General features: G+C 62.9%; 16 protein-coding genes. 9 read left to right on the top strand and 7 right to left on the bottom strand.

Annotated features, from left to right (window positions below):
- The first annotated feature begins 74 nt into the window (after positions 1–74).
- The 4 genes from AACY45_RS19075 (at position 75) to pcaD (ending at position 3795) form a co-directional block, all read left to right on the top strand.
- Complete coding sequence (locus AACY45_RS19075) at positions 75–932, top strand: CoA transferase subunit A (RefSeq protein WP_339546887.1); 858 nt, start codon at positions 75–77, stop codon at positions 930–932.
- On the top strand, positions 929–1711 hold the full coding sequence (locus AACY45_RS19070; RefSeq protein ID WP_339546926.1) for a CoA-transferase subunit beta: 783 nt from the start codon (positions 929–931) through the stop codon (positions 1709–1711). Before AACY45_RS19075 ends, AACY45_RS19070 begins: the two co-directional genes overlap by 4 nt.
- Entirely contained in the window at positions 1708–2913 is a 1206-nt protein-coding gene (gene pcaF, locus AACY45_RS19065) for a 3-oxoadipyl-CoA thiolase (RefSeq protein WP_339546886.1), read from the top strand. The genes AACY45_RS19070 and pcaF overlap by 4 nt, the downstream gene beginning before the upstream one ends.
- 90 nt (positions 2914–3003) lie before the next feature.
- Positions 3004–3795 (top strand): 3-oxoadipate enol-lactonase, encoded by a 792-nt coding sequence (gene pcaD, locus AACY45_RS19060; protein WP_339546885.1) that lies wholly within the window; start codon positions 3004–3006, stop codon positions 3793–3795.
- Between the two features lie 22 nt (positions 3796–3817).
- Here the strand turns inward: pcaD and AACY45_RS19055 are convergent, their stop codons facing one another.
- Positions 3818–4717 carry a polysaccharide deacetylase family protein gene (locus AACY45_RS19055; protein WP_339546884.1) on the bottom strand — a complete coding sequence of 300 codons (900 nt, stop codon included), beginning with the start codon at positions 4715–4717 and terminating at the stop codon, positions 3818–3820.
- Positions 4718–5023: 306 nt separating this feature from the next.
- On the opposite strand from AACY45_RS19055, the gene AACY45_RS19050 reads away from it, so the two are divergent.
- Positions 5024–6400 carry a cystathionine beta-synthase gene (locus tag AACY45_RS19050; RefSeq protein WP_339546883.1) on the top strand — a complete coding sequence of 459 codons (1377 nt, stop codon included), beginning with the start codon at positions 5024–5026 and terminating at the stop codon, positions 6398–6400.
- A complete protein-coding gene (locus AACY45_RS19045) occupies positions 6397–7575 on the top strand; it encodes a trans-sulfuration enzyme family protein (RefSeq protein WP_339546882.1) in 1179 nt (392 codons plus the stop codon). Before AACY45_RS19050 ends, AACY45_RS19045 begins: the two co-directional genes overlap by 4 nt.
- A 96-nt stretch (positions 7576–7671) precedes the next feature.
- Here the strand turns inward: AACY45_RS19045 and AACY45_RS19040 are convergent, their stop codons facing one another.
- The 3 genes from AACY45_RS19040 to emhA are packed head-to-tail and all read right to left on the bottom strand — an operon-like array spanning position 7672 to position 13454.
- A complete protein-coding gene (locus AACY45_RS19040; RefSeq protein WP_339546881.1) occupies positions 7672–9132 on the bottom strand; it encodes an AdeC/AdeK/OprM family multidrug efflux complex outer membrane factor in 1461 nt (486 codons plus the stop codon).
- Entirely contained in the window at positions 9129–12293 is a 3165-nt protein-coding gene (gene emhB, locus AACY45_RS19035) for an efflux RND transporter permease subunit EmhB (RefSeq protein WP_339546880.1), read from the bottom strand. The genes AACY45_RS19040 and emhB overlap by 4 nt, the downstream gene beginning before the upstream one ends.
- A 3-nt stretch (positions 12294–12296) precedes the next feature.
- A complete protein-coding gene (gene emhA, locus AACY45_RS19030) occupies positions 12297–13454 on the bottom strand; it encodes an efflux RND transporter periplasmic adaptor subunit EmhA (RefSeq protein WP_339546879.1) in 1158 nt (385 codons plus the stop codon).
- Positions 13455–13722: 268 nt separating this feature from the next.
- Between emhA and emhR the strand changes: the two genes are divergently transcribed.
- Together emhR and AACY45_RS19020 are read left to right on the top strand one after the other, a co-directional pair.
- The gene (gene emhR / locus AACY45_RS19025; RefSeq protein ID WP_339546878.1) at positions 13723–14373 is read left to right on the top strand and encodes an efflux system transcriptional repressor EmhR; all 651 of its coding nucleotides are present in this window, start codon (positions 13723–13725) and stop codon (positions 14371–14373) included.
- Between the two features lie 143 nt (positions 14374–14516).
- Positions 14517–15401 carry a DMT family transporter gene (locus tag AACY45_RS19020; RefSeq protein ID WP_339546877.1) on the top strand — a complete coding sequence of 295 codons (885 nt, stop codon included), beginning with the start codon at positions 14517–14519 and terminating at the stop codon, positions 15399–15401.
- A gap of 61 nt (positions 15402–15462) precedes the next feature.
- Here the strand turns inward: AACY45_RS19020 and AACY45_RS19015 are convergent, their stop codons facing one another.
- The 3 genes from AACY45_RS19015 to AACY45_RS19005 are packed head-to-tail and all read right to left on the bottom strand — an operon-like array spanning position 15463 to position 18029.
- A complete protein-coding gene (locus tag AACY45_RS19015) occupies positions 15463–16512 on the bottom strand; it encodes an alkene reductase (protein WP_339546876.1) in 1050 nt (349 codons plus the stop codon).
- Between the two features lie 21 nt (positions 16513–16533).
- Complete coding sequence (locus AACY45_RS19010; RefSeq protein WP_339546875.1) at positions 16534–17700, bottom strand: MFS transporter; 1167 nt, start codon at positions 17698–17700, stop codon at positions 16534–16536.
- A 23-nt stretch (positions 17701–17723) separates the two neighbouring features.
- The gene (locus tag AACY45_RS19005) at positions 17724–18029 is read right to left on the bottom strand and encodes an ArsR/SmtB family transcription factor (protein WP_095167043.1); all 306 of its coding nucleotides are present in this window, start codon (positions 18027–18029) and stop codon (positions 17724–17726) included.
- Positions 18030–18183: 154 nt separating this feature from the next.
- On the opposite strand from AACY45_RS19005, the gene AACY45_RS19000 reads away from it, so the two are divergent.
- Positions 18184–18765, top strand: coding sequence for an acyl carrier protein phosphodiesterase (locus AACY45_RS19000; protein WP_339546874.1), 582 nt, complete (start codon positions 18184–18186; stop codon positions 18763–18765).
- Positions 18766–18767: the final 2 nt, after the last annotated feature.

The following is an 18767-nucleotide window of genomic DNA, read 5'->3' as shown; positions in this document are numbered from 1 at the left end:
CTTCAGTCAATCCGGCGCCGCACATCGCGCCTCGTCCTCCACGTCGGTTTACTGAAGCTCGGGAGTCCACCCCCATGGCAGAAATCCTTTCGCTGCACGATGCAGTGAAGCAATTCGTCACTGATGGCGACACGATCGCCCTCGAAGGCTTCACTCACCTGATTCCAACCGCAGCGGGTCATGAAATCATTCGTCAAGGCAAGAAAGACCTGACCCTGGTACGCATGACCCCCGACCTGGTCTACGACCAGTTGATCGGTGCCGGTTGCGCACGCAAGCTGATTTTCTCCTGGGGCGGTAACCCTGGCGTGGGTTCGCTGCACCGTCTGCGCGATGCCGTTGAGAAGCAATGGCCCCACCCGCTGGAAATCGAAGAACACAGCCACGCTGACCTGGCCAATGCCTACGTCGCGGGCGCCTCTGGCCTGCCGTTTGCGGTACTACGTGCCTACGCCGGTTCCGACCTGCCCAAGGTCAACCCGCTGATCAAGACCGTGACGTGCCCCTTCACCGGTGAAGTGCTGGCGGCGGTGCCGTCGGTGCGTCCGGATGTGACGGTGATCCATGCGCAAAAGGCCGACCGCAAGGGCAACGTGTTGCTCTGGGGCATCCTTGGCGTGCAAAAGGAAGCGGCACTGGCGGCCAAGCGTTGCATCGTCACCGTCGAAGAAATTGTCGACGACCTCAAGGCGCCGATGAATGCCTGCGTCCTGCCGACCTGGGCCCTGAGTGCGGTCTGTCATGTGCCGGGCGGTGCGCATCCGTCCTACGCCCACGGTTACACCGAGCGCGACAACCGCTTCTACCAAGCCTGGGACCCGATTGCCCGCGACCGTGAAACCTTCACCGCGTGGATCAACGAGTACATCCACGGCAGCGCTGACTTCAGTGAATTCCAGGCCAAGCTGGCGCGTGCTTCGGAGGCCCAATAATGACCTACTCCACCCATGAAATGATGACCGTGGCCGCTGCCCGCCGCCTGAAGAACGGTTCGGTGTGCTTCGTCGGCATCGGTTTACCCTCCAAAGCCGCCAACCTGGCGCGCCTGACGTCCTCGCCGGACGTGGTGCTGATTTACGAATCGGGCCCGATTGGCGCCAAGCCCAGCGTGCTGCCGCTGTCCATCGGTGACGGCGAGCTGGCGCAAACCGCTGACACCGTGGTGCCTACCGGTGAGATTTTCCGTTACTGGCTGCAAGGAGGGCGCATTGATGTCGGCTTCCTCGGCGCGGCGCAGGTCGACCGTTTCGGCAACATCAACACCACGGTGGTCGGTGACTACCATCAGCCCAAGGTGCGCCTGCCGGGCGCCGGCGGCGCACCGGAGATCGCCGGTTCGGCGAAAAGCGTGCTGATCATTCTCAAGCAGTCGGCCCGTTCGTTCGTCGACAAGCTGGACTTCATTACCTCGGTCGGTCATGGCGAAGGCGGCGACTCGCGCCAGCGTCTCGGCCTGCCAGGGGCGGGGCCGGTGGGCATCATCACTGACCTGTGCATCATGGAGCCGGAAGCCGGCACCCATGAGTTCGTGGTCACGGCGCTGCACCCGGGGGTGACCCGCGAGCAAGTGGTAGCGGCCACCGGTTGGGCCATCCGTTTTGCCGAGCAGGTACAGCAGACCGCCGAGCCGACAGCCGTCGAGCTGGCAGCCCTGCGTGATCTGGAAGCACGGACCGCGGCCGCCCACGGCCAGGCACCGGGAGAAGCATGATGCGTGAGGTGTATATCTGCGACGCGATTCGCACCCCCATCGGCCGTTTTGGTGGCGGTTTGTCCAGCGTGCGTGCCGACGACCTGGCCGCGGTGCCGATCAAGGCCTTGATCGAGCGTAACCCGGGCGTTGACTGGAGCGCGGTGGACGAGGTGTTCCTCGGCTGCGCCAACCAGGCCGGTGAAGACAACCGTAACGTCGCGCGCATGGCCTTGTTGCTGGCGGGATTAGCGCCGAGCATTCCCGGGGTGACCCTCAACCGTCTCTGTGCTTCGGGCATGGATGCCATTGGCACCGCCTTCCGGGCGATTGCCAGCGGCGAAATGGAGCTGGCGATTGCGGGCGGCGTCGAGTCGATGTCCCGCGCGCCCTTTGTCATGGGCAAGGCCGACGCGGCGTTCGCGCGCGGCATGAAGCTGGAAGACACCACCATTGGCTGGCGCTTTATCAACCCCTTGATGAAAGCCCAGTACGGCGTGGACGCGATGCCACAGACCGCCGACCACGTGGCGGACGACTACGGGGTGTCGCGCGCGGATCAGGACGCCTTTGCCCTGCGCAGTCAGCAACGAACTGCGGCGGCCCAGGCGGCAGGCTACTTCGCCGAAGAAATCATCCCAGTGCGTATTGCCCACAAGAAAGGCGAAAGCCTGGTAGAGCAGGACGAGCATCCCCGGGCCGACACCACCCTGGAAACCCTGGGCAAGCTCAAGCCGGTCAATGGCCCGGATAAAACCGTCACCGCCGGCAACGCGTCGGGCGTCAACGATGGTGCGGCGGCGTTGATCCTGGCGTCCGCCGAGGCGGTGAAAAAACACTGCCTGACCGCGCGGGCCACAGTGCTGGGCATGGCCAGTGCCGGTGTGGCCCCTCGGGTCATGGGCATCGGCCCGGTGCCGGCGGTGCGCAAGTTGATCGAGCGCCTTGGCGTGGCGATCAGTGATTTCGATGTGATCGAACTCAATGAAGCCTTTGCCAGCCAGGGCCTGGCGGTCCTGCGTGAGCTGGGCCTGGCCGATGACGCGGCGCAGGTCAACCCCAACGGCGGCGCTATTGCCCTGGGGCATCCGTTGGGCATGAGCGGGGCGCGATTGGTGCTGACGGCCCTGCATCAACTGGAAAAAACCGGCGGCAAAAAAGCCTTGGCGACCATGTGTGTAGGGGTGGGGCAAGGCCTGGCGCTGGCGATCGAACGGGTCTGAGGACACGGCCTATCTGCACGACGTGGTGTGCGCCTGAACCCGGCGTGCGCTGACCGAATACCTGGCCCTGGCGGTCTCAAGGAGAAATCTGTGGCATTTATACAATTGGCTGACGGCGAACTGCACTACCAACTCGACGGACCCGAACACGCCCCGGTGCTGGTGCTGTCCAACTCATTGGGCACTGACCTGCACATGTGGGATGGGCAGTTACCGGTATTTGCCGAGCATTTTCGGGTATTACGTTTTGACACCCGTGGCCATGGTCGTTCGCTGGTGACGCCGGGCCCCTACAGCATCGAGCAACTGGGCCGGGACGTGCTGGCCCTGCTGGACGCCTTGCATGTTGAGCGCGCGCATTTCTGCGGCCTGTCCATGGGCGGCTTGATCGGTCAGTGGCTGGCGATCAATGCCGGCGAGCACCTGCTGTCACTGGTGCTGTGCAATACCGCGGCGAAGATTGGCGAGCCGGCCATCTGGAACCCACGCATCGAGATGGTCCTGCGCGACGGTGCGGCGGCGATGGTTGCCCTGCGCGATGCCTCCATCGCCCGCTGGTTCACCGCCGATTTCGCCGCGGCCAATCCGACGGCGACCAAGCGGATCACCGACATGCTGGCTGCGACGTCGCCACAAGGTTACGCGGCCAATTGCGCGGCGGTACGGGATGCCGATTTCCGCGAGCAACTGGCGGCAATCCAGGTGCCGACACTGGTGATTGCCGGCACTGAAGATGCGGTTACGCCGCCGGCCGGTGGACACTTCATCGAGCAGCGGGTGCCAGGTGCGCACTATGCCGAGTTCTATGGCGCGCACCTGTCCAACGTGCAGGCCGGCGATGCGTTCAGCAACGGCGTGCTGAACTTCCTGCGGGCCAACTGAGGCGCTGGAACCTGCGGCAGACTCAGTGCTTGTCGCGGCCCCAGATCCAGTTCCACGCCCCGGGCAATCGCGCGGGCTCATGGGCATCGCGCAGGGTGCGGGCCATGGCCGCGCGCTGCAAGGCGGCCGAATCTTCGTAGAACGGCTTGGCTGCCAGGGGCACGTGGGTTTGTTCGGCACTGTCGAGCAGGATCTGCAGGTACTCGGCCATGTGCCGGGCGGTGTAGCGGTTGAGGTCGTGAAAGGTCACCACCACCGGAATCACCCCATCGACGACCGGCAACTCACCCTTGGCAATCCGCTCGCGGGTCTCTGACAGTTGCTTGAGCAGGTTGGCCCGGCGGCGAGGGCTGGCGGTGATGCCCCACACTTTGCCGTCATTGGCGCTCAAGTCCGTCAGCAGAATGTGCAGGCCATGCCGTTGATAGGCGGCGAAAGTGCGCGCGTCGTAGCTCCAGAATGGTGGGCGCACGAGGGTCGGTGCGCTGCCTGTGATCGCCTGGATGTCGGCGGTGCCCCAGGTCAGTGACTGTTCGAGTGCTGGCGGATCAAGGGATCGATGGTTGCTGTGCCACGGCGTGGCGGTATGGAAGCCCAGGATGTGGCCGGCCGCGTGTTCACGCAGCATGGTTTTGCGCCCTCGTTCACTGCCACCGGCCCGTGGTGCGCGGGTCTGAACGAAGAACACCGCCTTGATGCCCGGCTGAATCGAGTTGTTGGCCAGTACCTCCAGCACGGCCCGGCTCGGGTTGGCCCAGCCGGAGGCGCTGGGGCCATCGTCGAAGGTCAGCAGAAAACGGATGGGCGCAGACGCTGCCAAGCGTTGCTCGGTCTGGGGTGTCAGGGCGATCGGCGGGCCGATGCAGCCGCTGAGGCCAAGGGCCAGCGTCAGCACAGCGGCAAAGGTGAAGAACATTTTCATGGGGGCGAGGTGGCCGGTACGGGGTAGGAGGGGAGCACGCGGTGGGCGCGTTACGTTCAATGTCCTTGGGCTGTCTCCCTGAGTGTGCCACCGCTTCCAAGGGTTCAGCAGGTCGGGCCATTGTAGCGCATCAATCTGGGTTGAAAGGGGGCGGGGCACGCGCGTGAAGTGCCGGTCGGCTGCGCAGGCTTGCGAGGGCAGGGATCCGGGCCTATGGTCCTTGCGAGGCAGGTCCGGCGCATGAGGGGCCAGGCCTGGTCGTAGCTGTTGTCCATCCAGTGCGGATTTGCGCAACGAGGTGAAGACATGCCCAGCAACTCCCGTCCCGCGGTACTTGAACTGATTGGCAATACCCCCCTGGTGCAGGTCAGCCGCTTCGATACCGGCCCTTGCACCCTGTTCCTCAAGCTTGAGTCGCAGAACCCCGGTGGTTCGATCAAGGACCGCATCGGCCTGGCGATGATCGACGCCGCCGAGCGCGATGGTCGCCTGCGCCCGGGTGGCACCATCGTTGAGGCCACGGCCGGCAATACCGGGCTGGGCCTGGCCCTGGTTGGTCGCGCCAAGGGTTATCGGGTGGTGCTGGTGGTGCCGGACAAGATGTCCACCGAAAAGGTGCTGCACCTCAAGGCCATGGGGGCCGAGGTGCACATCACCCGCTCCGATGTCGGCAAGGGGCATCCCGAGTACTATCAGGACGTCGCTGCACGGCTGGCGCAGGAGATCCCCGAGGCGTTTTTTGCCGACCAATTCAATAACCCGGCTAACCCGCTGGCCCATGAGTGCAGCACCGCACCGGAGATCTGGGCACAGACCCAGCATGACCTGGACGCCATAGTCGTGGGCGTTGGCTCGGCCGGTACTCTGACCGGACTGACCCGTTTTTTCCGCCGCGTACAGCCGGACCTGGCCATGGTGCTGGCCGATCCCGTCGGTTCGGTGATGGCCGAGTACAGCCGCAGCGGCACCCTGGGCACCCCCGGTTCGTGGGCGGTAGAGGGCATCGGCGAGGATTTCATTCCGTCGATCGCCGACCTGTCCAGCGTGCGCCAGGCCTACTCGATCAGCGATGAAGAAAGCTTTGACCATGCCCGCCAGTTGCTGCGCGCCGAAGGCATTCTCGGCGGCTCGTCCACCGGCACGCTGCTGGCGGCGGCCTTGCGCTACTGTCGCGAGCAGACCGAGCCCAAGCGGGTGGTCAGCTTTGTCTGCGACACCGGCACCCGCTACCTGTCCAAGGTCTACAACGACCAGTGGATGACCGATCAGGGCTTGTTGCAGCGCAAGCGCTACGGCGACCTGCGGGACCTGATCGCCCGCCGTTTCGAGGATGGCCGGGTGATCAGCGTCGGCCCCGACGACACGCTGCTGACGGCCTTCCAGCGCATGCGCCTGGCGGATGTGTCGCAGTTGCCGGTGCTGGTCGACGGCCAGCGCCTGGTGGGCGTGCTGGATGAGTCCGATGTGTTGTTGGGGGTGCACCAGGACGCGGCGCACTTGCGCATGTCGGTGGCCTCGGCCATGACCACCCAGTTGCATACCCTGCCAGCCGCTGCCAGCCTGGCCGAGTTGCAGGCCGAGCTCGACCGCGGGCTGGTGGCGATCATCGCCGACGCGTCAGGCTTCCACGGCCTGATTACCCGCGTCGACCTGCTCAATCATCTACGGAGATCCCTTGCATGAGTCATCAGGATAAAACCGCCGCGCCCCAGGATTTCGCTACCCGGGTGATCCATGCCGGGCAAGTGCCGGACCCGACCACCGGGGCGCTGATGCCGCCGATCTACGCCAACTCTACGTATTTGCAGCAGAGTCCCGGCGTGCACAAGGGGTTCGACTACGGCCGTTCGCACAATCCCACCCGGTTTGCCCTGGAGCGCTGCGTAGCGGACCTGGAGGGTGGCACCCAGGCGTTCGCCTTCGCCTCAGGGTTGGCGACTATTTCCACGGTGCTTGAGTTGCTGGATGCCGGTGCGCACATTGTCTCTGGCAACGACCTGTACGGCGGCACCTTCCGCCTGTTCGACAAGGTGCGCCAGCGCAGCGCCGGGCATCGTTTCAGCTTCGTCGACCTGACCGACCTGGCAGCCTTTGAAGCGGCGTTGCAGGACGACACGCGGATGGTCATGGTCGAGACACCGAGCAATCCCTTGCTGCGCCTGAGCGACCTCAGTGCCATCGCGCGTATCTGCCGTGCGCGGGGGATTATCTGCGTCGCCGATAACACCTTTGCCAGCCCGTGGACGCAGCGGCCGCTGGAGCTGGGGTTCGATATCGTGCTGCACTCCACCACCAAATACTTGAACGGTCATTCCGATGTGATCGGCGGCATTGCAGTGGTCGGGCGCAACGCTGAGCTGGCCGAGCGCCTGGGTTTCCTGCAAAACGCGGTGGGCGCGATTGCCGGGCCGTTCGACGCCTTCCTGACCCTGCGCGGGGTCAAGACCCTGGCCTTGCGCATGGAGCGTCACTGCAGCAACGCGCTGGACCTGGCGCAATGGCTGGAGCGCCAGCCGCAGGTGGCGCGGGTCTATTATCCCGGGCTGCCGTCCCACCCCCAGCACGAACTGGCGCAGCGCCAGATGCGCGGCTTCGGCGGGATGATTGCCCTGGACTTGAACAGTGACCTGGCCGGCGCCCGGCGGTTTCTCGAGGCGGTGCAGATCTTCGCCCTGGCCGAGAGCCTGGGCGGAGTGGAAAGCCTGATCGAGCATCCGGCGATCATGACCCACGCCACCATTCCGCCGGCCACCCGGGCAGAACTGGGGATTGGCGACGGGCTGGTGCGGTTGTCGGTTGGGGTGGAAGGGGTGGAAGACCTGCGCGCCGACCTGGCCCAGGCGCTGGCACGGATGTGAGGCGATCTGTGCAACAGGCATAAAAAATCCGCAATCCTTGAAGGGATTGCGGATTTTCGCGAGGCCCAGGGATCAGCCTGGCGCGCATCGGGCTGATCAGAACATCTTCAGCTTCGGTGCGACTTCTGGCAGGGGCTCATTCTTCGCGGTCTGGGCATTCCAGCCGCCACCCAGGGCCTTGTACAGGTTCACTTCACTGACCAGTTGCGACAGGCGATCGGTGATCAGCGATTGTTGCGCGCTGAACAACTGACGCTGGGCATCGAGGAAGGTCAGGTTGCTGTCGACACCAATGCGGTAGCGACGCTCGGCCAGGCGGTAGTAATCCTGGTTGGCCTGGACGAAGTCACGCTGGGCCTGCAACTGCTGGTTGAAGGTCTGGCGTGCGGCGAGGCCGTCGGAGACTTCCTGGAAGGCGGTCTGGATCGACTTCTCGTACTGCGCAACGGTGATGTCTTTCTGGATTTTCGAGTAATCCAGGCTGGCACTCAGGGCGCCGGCGTTGAAGATCGGCAGGTTGATCTGGGGCTGGAACAACCAGGTCCCCGAACCGCCGTTGAACAGGCCGGACAGGTCCGGGCTCAGCGTGCCGGCATTGGCCGTCAGGCTGATGCTCGGGAAGAACGCAGCCCGCGCCGCGCCGATGTTGGCGTTGGCAGCCTTGAGGTTGTGCTCGGCGGCCAGGATGTCCGGACGTCGTTGCAGCAGGTCCGAAGGCAGGCCGGCCGGTACTTCGCTGAGCAGGTCGTCGGCCAAGGGCTTGGCCGCGGTCAGGTTGGCCGGCACGCCGGTACCCAGCAGCAGCGCCAGGCTGTTCTCGTCCTGGGCGACCTGGCGGGTGTACCTGGCCAGTTGCACCTTGGCGTTTTCCACCGAGGTGCGCGACTGGCTCAGGTCCAGCGCCGAGGCCACGCCGACTTCGTTGCTGCGCGCGGTGAGGCGGTAGCTTTCTTCGAAGGTGGCGAGGGTGTCCTGCGTCAGCTTCAGCAGTTCCTTGTCAGCCTGCCAGGTCAGGTAGGCGTTGGCCACGTTGGCCACCAGGCTGAGCTGAGTGCTGCGCCGGGCTTCTTCAGTGGCGAAGTAGGTCTGCAGCGCTTGCTCGTTCAGGCTACGAATGCGCCCGAACAGGTCCAGTTCATAAGCGCTGACACCCAGGGTCGCCGAGTAGGAGCTGCTGATCCCGGCTTCACCGGTTTGCGAGGCGTCCGCCGGCAGGCGTTGGCGGCTGCCGCTGCCATTGGCCGAAACAGCGGGGAACAGGTCGGCGCGGGAAATGCGGTACTGGGCCGCATAGGCGTCGATGTTCAGCGCCGCGACGCGCAGGTCGCGGTTGTTTTCCAGCGCGGTCTGAATCAGCTGCTGCAGGGCAGGGTCATGGAAAAACTGCTTCCAGCCTTGCTCGGCAGCGGCCTGGTTCGGCGCCTGGGCCGGCGAGTAAGCCGGCCCTTGCGGGTACTGCCCGGCCACAGGGGCCTCGGGCTGCTGATAATCGGGTATCAGTGAGCAGCCACCGAGCACGAACGCGGCGACGGCTAGGGAGAGTAGCGACTTGCTCATTGGCCAGCCTCTTTAGGAGTTTCGGTGGCGTCATCCGGCTTGGCGGTCTTGCGCTGGCCCATGGATGACACGGTGACAAAGAACAGGGGTACCCAGAACACGGCCAGGACGGTAGCGGTGATCATACCGCCGATCACCCCGGTACCGATGGCGTGCTGGCTGCCCGAACCGGCGCCAGTGGAAATCGCCAGTGGCACTACACCCAGGACGAACGCGAGCGAGGTCATGATGATCGGTCGCAGACGCATCCGGCAGGCTTCGATGGCAGCGTCACGCAGGGTGCGTCCCTGTTCATGCAGTTCCTTGGCGAATTCGACAATCAGAATGGCGTTTTTCGCCGCCAGACCGATGGTCGTCAACAGGCCTACCTGGAAGTACACGTCGTTGGACAGGCCGCGCAGGCTGGTGGCGAGCAGGGCGCCGATGATCCCCAGCGGCACCACCAACATCACCGCGATCGGAATCGACCAGCTTTCGTACAACGCCGCAAGACACAGGAACACCATCAGCAACGACAGGGCGTACAGGGCTGGCGCCTGGGAACCCGACAGGCGTTCCTCGTAGGACAGACCGGTCCAGGAGATACCTACCCCGGCTGGCAGCTTCTTGGCCAGGGCTTCGACTTCAGCCATGGCTTCACCGGTGGAATAGCCCGGGGCCGGAGCACCGAGGATTTCCATGGCTTCGACGCCGTTGTAACGCGCCAGTTTCGGCGAGCCGTAGATCCAGGTGCCCTTGGCGAAGGTCGAGAACGGCACCATGGTCCCCTGGCTGTTGCGCACGTACCACTTCTTCAGGTCTTCAGGGGTCATCCGCGAACCCGGCACGCCCTGAATGTAGACCTTCTTCACCCGACCACGGTCGATGAAGTCGTTGACGTAGCTACTGCCCAGGGCAATCGACAGGGTGTTGTTGATGTCCGTCAGCGTCACGCCCAGGGCGCTGGCTTTCTCATCGTCGATTTCCAACTGGAACTGCGGTTCGTCGTTCAGGCCGTTAGGACGCACCTGGGACAGCACCTTGCTCTGTGCGGCCATGCCGAGGAACTGGTTGCGCGCTTGCATCAGTTTCTCGTGACCGATACCGGCGCGGTCCTGCAGGAACACGTCGAAACCGGTGGCGTTACCCAACTCCAGTACCGCAGGCGGGGCGAAGGCGAACACCATGGCATCACGGAACGTGAAGAAGTGCTGCTGGGCCCGTTCCGCGACCTTGAACACGCTGTTGTCGGCGTTACGCTCATCCCACGGTTTGAGCATGATGAACGCCATACCCGAGCTTTGGCCACGGCCGGCAAAGTTGAAGCCGTTGACCGTGAACACTGAGGCAACCGCATCACCTTCACCGCCGTCCTTGCCGGAACGCAGGAGGTATTCGCGCATTTCATCGACCACCACCTGGGTGCGCTGGGCACTGGAACCGGCTGGGGTCTGGACCTGGGCGAACAGAACGCCCTGGTCTTCTTCCGGCAGGAACGCGGTCGGGATGCGGGTGAACAGCCAGATCATGCCGACGATGATGATCAGGTAGGCCAGCAGGTACGGAGCCTTGTGCGTGAGGATGTTGCCCACGCCACGCTCGTAGCTGCGTACGCCGCGATCGAAGTTGCGGTTGAACCAGCCAAAGAATCCACGCTTGGGCGTGCCGTGCTCCCCCTTGGGAATGGCCTTGAGCATGGTGGCGCAGAGGGCCGGGGTAAAGATCAGGGCGACCAGCACCGAGAGGGCCATGGCCGAGACGATGGTGATCGAGAACTGCTTGTAGATCACCCCGGTGGAGCCGCTGAAGAACGCCATCGGCAGCAGTACTGCCGACAGTACCAGGGCAATGCCCACCAGTGCGCCCTGGATCTGGCCCATGGACTTCTTGGTGGCTTCCTTGGGCGACAGGCCTTCTTCGCTCATCACCCGTTCGACGTTTTCCACCACGACGATGGCGTCGTCCACCAGCAAGCCGATGGCCAGGACCATGCCGAACATGGTCAGGGTGTTGATGCTGAAACCGAACGCCGCGAGGATGCCGAAGGTACCCAGCAGTACCACGGGCACGGTCATGGTGGTGATGACAGTGGCGCGGAAGTTTTGCAGGAACAGGAACATTACCAGGAACACCAGCACGATCGCTTCGACCAGGGTGTGTACTACGCCCTTGATCGATTCGGTCACCACCGGGGTGGTGTCGTACGGGAAGACCACTTCCATGCCTTCAGGGAAGAACGGCTTGAGGCTTTCGATGGTGTTGCGCAGGGCTTTGGCAGTATCCAGCGCGTTGGCGCCGGTGGCCAGTTTCACCGCAAGGCCGGAGGCCGGTGCGCCGTTGAACTGGGCGTTGATACTGTAGTTCTCACCGCCCAGGGCAACATCGGCGACATCCTTGAGGCGAACCTGGGAGCCGTCCTTGTTGACCTTGAGCAGGATTTCCTTGAACTGCTCGGCAGTCTGCAGGCGGGTCTTGCCGATGATCGTGGCGTTCAGTTGGGTGCCGGGCAGGGCCGGCAAACCACCGAGCTGACCGGACGAGACCTGGACGTTTTGTGCCGCAACGGCGGCCTTGACGTCCACCGGGGTCAGGTTGAAGTTGTTCAACTTGGCCGGGTCCAGCCAGATACGCATGGCGTACTGGGCACCGAACACCTGGAAGTCGCCGACGCCGGCGGTCCGGGATATCGGGTCCTGCATGTTGGACACGATGTAGTTGGACAGGTCGTCCTTGGTCATGCTGCCGTCACGCGACACCACACCGATCACCAGCAGGAAGTTCTTCACTGCCTTGGTGACGCGGATCCCCTGTTGCTGCACTTCTTGCGGCAGCAGCGGGGTGGCCAGGTTCAGTTTGTTCTGCACCTGGACCTGGGCGGTGTCGGAGTTGGTGCCTTGCTCGAAGGTCGCGGTGATGGTCATGGTGCCGTCGGAGTTACTTTCCGAGGACACATAACGCAGGTTGTCGATACCGTTGAGCTGCTGCTCGATCACCTGGACCACGGTGTCCTGCACGGTCTGTGCAGAAGCACCTGGGTAGGTCACAGAGATGGCGATCGCCGGTGGCGCGATGCTCGGGTATTGGTTGATTGGCAGCTTGAGGATCGAGAGAGCCCCGACCAACATGATCACCAGGGCAATTACCCAGGCGAAAATCGGACGGTCGATAAAAAATTTCGACATGGTTTACTCCCCTTTGCCGCCTGCAGCTTTGTCTGTTGCCTGGGCAGGGGCCGGGTTTTTCGCGGCTACGTTGGTCGCTTCGCTGACTTTGACTTCAACGCCGGGCTTGACGTACTGCAGGCCTTCGGTGATCAGGCGATCGCCTGCCTTGAGGCCATCTTCGATCAGCCATTGGCTGCCCACGGTGCGGCTGGCCTTGAGCTGGCGCAGTTCGACCTTGTTGTCGGGGCCCACTACCAGCGCGGTCGGCGACCCTTTGAGGTCACGGGTCACGCCTTGTTGCGGCGCCAGGATGGCGGCGGCGTTGACCCCGGCTTGCAACTGGGCGTGGACGAACATGCCTGGCAGCAGGGTGTGATCAGGGTTGGGGAATACGGCGCGCAAGGTCACGGAGCCGGTGGCTTCATCGACCGAGACTTCGGAGAACTCCAGCTTGCCCTGGCGTTTGTACTCACTGCCGTCCTCGAGGGTCAGCTTGACCATCGCGGCGTTTTCACCGGCTTTCTGCAGGCGACCGCTTTCCAGCTCGCGGCGCAATTCCAGCAGTTCCACCGAGGACTGGGTCACGTCGACGTAGATCGGGTCCAGTTGCTGGATTACAGCCATGGCATCGGCCTGGCCATTGCTCACCAACGCACCTTCGGTGACGTTGGAGCGACCGATACGACCGGTCAGCGGTGCCAGCACCTTGGTGTAGCGCAGGTTGATCTGGGCAGTCTGCAGTGAGGCTTCCGATTGCAGGCGGTTGGCCAGGGCGGTGTCGTACTCCTGGCGGCTGACGGCTTGTTCGGTGACCAGTTGCTTGTAGCGATCGGAAATCGACTTGGTCGATTGCAGATTGGCTTCGGCGCTTTTCAAGGTGGCCTGGTAGACCGAAGGATCGATCTGGTAGAGCTGCTGGCCTTCCTTGACCTCAGCGCCTTCTTTGAACAGGCGCTTGAGGATGATGCCGTTGACCTGTGGGCGAACTTCCGCGATGCGGTAGGCCGTGGTGCGGCCTGGCAGTTCGGAGGTCAGGGTAAAGGCTTGGGTTTGCAGGGTAACGACGCCGACCTGAGGGGCTTGTGCAGCAGGAGCCGCCTCTTCCTTTTTACATCCGCTGAGCAGCGATGCCAGGGCGACGGCAGTGACCAGAGCGGTAACAGCTGGCTTGAATTGCATGAAGATCCTCGGGTCAGGCGCGCACAATGCGCACTAGAAAAGTGGAAAGGTGAAAAAATCGCGGTGAGTGGATAAGTAGCTTGCTAAGGAATATACTTACGTTCATGGTTGTTTGTAAATACCCTTGACCGCGTAGCCACCCGGTTACCAGAGCTGTTTCAAGGTGTGAATTGTAGGCCGGGGACCAGGCCCGTAAGAGGTGATCCCCACATTTGTTCAGAAGATGTTCAGGCATCGCTGAAGCATTCCTGATTGAGGTTTTACTGCCATGGTTCGTCGCACGAAAGAGGAAGCGCAAGAAACCCGCAACCAGATACTCGAAGCCGCCGAGAAAGCCTTTTACGAGCGGGGTGTCGCACGCACCACGCTGGCGGACATCGCCACTTTGGCCGGGGTGACCCGGGGCGCCATCTATTGGCACTTCAGCAATAAGGCCGACCTGGTGCAGGCCATGCTCGACAGTCTGCGCGAGCCGCTGGATGAGATGGCGCGAGCGAGCGAAAGTGCAGACGAAGAAGATCCGCTGGGCTGCATGCGCAAGCTGTTGGTTCATTTGTTTCATCAAGTTGCCTTGGACCCGAAGACCCGCCGCATCAATGAGATTCTGTTTCACAAGTGTGAGTTCACAGATGAAATGTGTGATCTGCGCCAACAACGTCGCACGGTCAGTCTGGATTGCAACATGCGTATCGCGCTGGCATTGCGTAATGCAGTGAATCGTGGACAGTTGCCGCAAAACCTCGATACCGAGCGTGCGGCGGTGAGCATTCATGCCTACATCGATGGCATGCTTTATCAATGGCTGCTGGCCCCCGAGAGCTTTGAGCTGCACCTGGAAGCCGAGCGCTGGGTCGACACCGGGCTGGAAATGCTGCGCTTGAGTCCCAGCCTGCGACTGCCGGACAACATGCGTAATTGAGTCTGTCTGTGTCAACACTTAAGGTGAACATCATCCCCACTGCATTCGCCTTTTGGCGATGGGGTGCTTTTATATACGGACACTCGCCTGCTTGATAGATAGCGGGCTATGTATTTTGTAGGAAAATTGTGTCGAGTGTGTGAATGAGTGTGAACCACCCGCTGTTCAAGACTGCCGAACAACCGGTCAAGGGCATTCTCCTGATTTGCTTGGCCGTGCTGTTGTTTGCCAGCCATGACACTCTGTCCAAGTACCTCTCCGGTTTTTATCCGATAGTCATGGTGGTGTGGGCGCGTTACGTGGTGCACACCCTGTTGATGCTGGTGGTGTTTGTCCCGCGTAGTGGTTTTTCCGCGGTGGTGCGCACCAAGCGTCCCGGGCTGCAGTTTCTGCGGGCAATGTGCCTGATCGGCACCAGCCTGTTTTTCACCACCGGGTTGCGCTATATCCCGTTGGCCGAAGCCACTGCCGTGAACTTTCTCGCGCCGCTGTTGGTGACCGCGCTGTCGGTACCGCTGCTGGGCGAACACGTGACCCGCCGCCAGTGGCTGGCGGTGCTCGGCGGTTTTGTCGGGGTGCTGATCGTGATCCGCCCGGGCGGGGCGCTGTTTACCCCGACCATCGTATTGCCGCTGTGCTCGGCACTGTGTTTCGGCTTTTACCAGTTGTTGACCCGCAAGCTCACCGGCATCGACAGCCCGACCACCAGTAACTTTCTCACCGGTATCATCAACAGCCTGATCATGAGCGCGTTGCTGGTATTTTTCTGGAGCACCCCGACCTGGCCCCACGCCGTGCTCATGATTGGCCTGGGCACCTGCGGCATGCTGGGGCACATGCTGCTGACCCAGGCCTTCCGGCATGCGGCGCCGGCGATGCTGGCGCCGTTCAGCTATGGGCAGATCCTGTTTGCCGGGATGTACGGCTACCTGATTTTCGACCATACCCCGGACAGCTACGCCATCGTCGGGATCGCAGTCATTTGCCTGAGTGGCCTGGCGGTAGCCTTCGGCCCGCGCAAACGTTGAGCAAACCCCAAACTGCAAACGCCCCGGCTCGTGCCAGGGCGTTTGCAGTTTGGGTGACGGCTTAGAGCGTCGGGTAGTCGATGTAGCCGACCGGTCCCTTGGCGTAGAACAGCTCCGGACGTGCTTCGTTGAGCGGTGCATCGGCTTTCAGGCGGGCAGGCAGGTCCGGGTTGGCAATGAACGGCACGCCGAATGCCACGGCATCGGCCTTGCCGCTGGCCAGCCAGGCGTTGGCGCTGTCCTTGGTGAAACGCTCGTTGACGATGTACGGGCCACCGAAGGCGGCCTTGAGCTGTGGCCCGAGGCTGTCGCCGGCTTCTTTTTCCCGCGAGCAGATGAACGCGATACCGCGCTTGCCCAGTTCACGTGCTACGTAGGTGAAGGTTTCGGCCAGGTTGTCGTCGCCCATGTCATGCAGGTCGGCACGGGGTGACAGGTGCACACCCACGCGGCCAGGGCCCCAGACTTCAATCGCGGCGTCGGTCACTTCCAGCAGCAGGCGCGCGCGGTTTTCCAGGGAACCACCGTAGTGGTCCGTGCGCTGGTTGGTGCTGCTTTGCAGGAACTGGTCGAGCAGATAGCCGTTGGCACCGTGGATCTCGACACCGTCGAAGCCTGCGGCCTTGGCGTTCTCGGCACCCACCCGGTAAGCGTCGACGACGTCGGCGATCTCGGCGATTTCCAGGGCGCGTGGGGTCGGGAAGTCGGCGAGGGGGCGAACCAGGCTGACGTGGCCTTTGGGCTGCAGGGCGCTTGGCGCGACCGGTGTTTCACCGTTGAGGTAGGTGGGGTGGGAAATCCGGCCCACGTGCCACAGTTGCAGGAAAATCTTGCCGCCGGCGCCGTGGATGGCCTTGGTCACGTTGCTCCAGCCACGCACCTGATCGTTGGACCAGATGCCCGGGGTGTCCGGGTAGCCCACGCCCATGGGTGTGACCGAAGTGGCTTCGCTGAGGATCAGCCCGGCGGAGGCGCGTTGTACGTAGTACTCGGCCATCAGGGCGTTGGGCACTCGGCCTTCGTCGGCGCGGCAGCGGGTCAGGGGGGCCATGATGATGCGGTTGGCCAACTCGAGGTCGCCCAGTTTGATCGGATCGAAAATAGTCGTCATGTAATAGCGCTCGTAGGCAGATCAGTTGGTCGCGGGAGCCAGTTCGGCGTCGCCGCCCTGGCGGAAGGTAATCAGGGTCACCAGCAGGGCGAGTACCGCCAGTGCCGCGGCTGCGAGGGGCACGCGGGTCACGCCGAAACCGTGGGCGATCACGCTGCCGCCGACCCAGGCGCCGAGAGCGTTGCCGATGTTGAAGGCACCGATGTTCAGGGTCGACACCAGGTTCGGTGCGGCCTTGCCGTAGGTCACCACGTTGACTTGCAGCGCCGGCACCGCGGCAAAACACGCGGTGGCCCAGAGGAACAGGGTGATTTCGGTGGGAATCAACGCAACGCTGGTCCAGGTCAGCACAGTGGAGATCACGGCCATCGAGATGAATACGCCGATCAGCGTGGCGGCCATGCCTTTGTCAGCCAGCTTACCGCCGATGATGTTGCCGACCGTCAGGCCCAGGCCGATCAGCATCAGGGTCCAGGTCACGCCGCGGGGCGAGACACCGGTGACTTCGCCCAGCAGCGGCGCGACATAGGTGAACAACGTGAACACCGACGCGGCGAACAGCGCGGTCATACTCAGGGACAGCCAGATCCCGGCGCCCTTGAGGGCTCGCAATTCGGCGCGCATGTCGAGTTTTTCTTCATCGCGCTTGGCCGGCAGGAAGCGGATCAGGCCGATCAGGGCGACCACGCCGATCACGGTCACCGCCCAGAAGGTCGAACGCCAGCCGGCTTGTTGACCGAGCGCGGTGCCCAGCGGGACGCCGAGCACGTTGGCCAGGGTCAGGCCGGTGAACATCAGGGCCACGGCCGAAGCGCGCTTGTTGGCCGGCACCAGGCCTGCCGCCACCACCGAGCCAATGCCGAAAAACGCCCCGTGGCAGAGGGCAGTGACCACCCGGGCAAACATCAGTACGTTGTAGTCGGTGGCCAGGGCGCAGAGCAGGTTGCCGACGATGAAAATCCCCATCAACGCTACCAGCGCAGCCTTGCGCGGCAGTTTGGCGGTGGCCAGGGCCATGAACGGCGCACCAATGGCCACACCCAGGGCGTAACCGGTCACCAGCCAGCCGGCGCCGGGAATCGACACACCGAGGTCGGCCGCCACATCGGGCAACAGGCCCATGATGACGAACTCGGTGGTGCCGATAGCGAAGGCGCTCAAGGCCAGGATGAGGAGCGAGAGGGGCATGGGTAGAGTCCTTGTCGAGCTCCTCAGAGCTCTTTGCCTAAGGTGTCGAGGAACGCCTGGATGGTTTCCTCATTTCGTTTGTAGAAATGCCATTGGCCGACTTTCTGGCTGCGGATCAGGCCGGCCCGGTGCAGGGTCGCCAGGTGCGCGGAGACGGTGGACTGCGACAGGCCGCAGCGTTGATCGATTTGCCCGCAGCAAACGCCGAAGTCGGTGCTGTGTTCCTGATCGGGGAACTGGGTTGCGGGGTCTTTCAGCCAGTTGAGGATGTCTCGTCGTACGGGGTGTGCCAGGGCTTTTATTATTTCGTCGAGGTCGATGGTGGACATGGCAGTGCTCGAATTGGGTAAAACGTTATATCGCGATGAGGCGAACTTTAAATCGGTACTTCGCGATATATCAATATGATTTTGATCTGAGGTCAGCTTAAATCGGTATATCGAGTTATAACGATATATGAGGCGCGGTGCTAAGCTACGCGCTATGAACTATCTCGCACATCTTCACCTCGGTGGCCAGCGTCCTGGTCAATGGCTCGGCAGTTTGTACGGCGATTTTGTCAAAGGCCGGCTGCAAGGGCAGTTTCCTGCGGAGATCGAGGACGCCATCACCCTGCATCGACAAATCGATGTGTTTACCGACCGCCATGGCTTGGTGGACGTCGCGTTGTCGCGTTTCAGCCTGACCCGACGGCGGTATGCCGGGATCGTGCTCGACGTGTTTTTCGACCATTGCCTAGCACGGGATTGGGCGCTCTATGCCGATTCGTCGCTGCCGACCTTCACTGCGGACGTGTACCGGGTGCTCGCCGCCGAACCGCAGTTGCCGGGGCGCCTGGCGCAGATCGCGCCCTCTATGGCGGCGGATGACTGGTTGGGCTCGTACCGCGAGTTTGCGGTGCTCGACCCGGTGCTGCGGGGGATCTCGCGGCGCCTGTCACGTCCCGAAGAACTGGCCGCCGCGATGCAGGAGCTGGAACGCTTGTATGAGCCGCTGAGCGAGGACTTTCGGTTGTTCTATCCAGAACTGCAGCAGTTTGCGGCGCAGCACCTGCGTACCCCTTGAGG

It is taken from the genome of Pseudomonas sp. RA_35y_Pfl2_P32, assembly GCF_963970735.1.
In the GTDB taxonomy this organism is placed as follows: Bacteria; Pseudomonadota; Gammaproteobacteria; order Pseudomonadales; family Pseudomonadaceae; genus Aquipseudomonas.
This window is presented reverse-complemented; position numbering and strand designations above follow the sequence as displayed.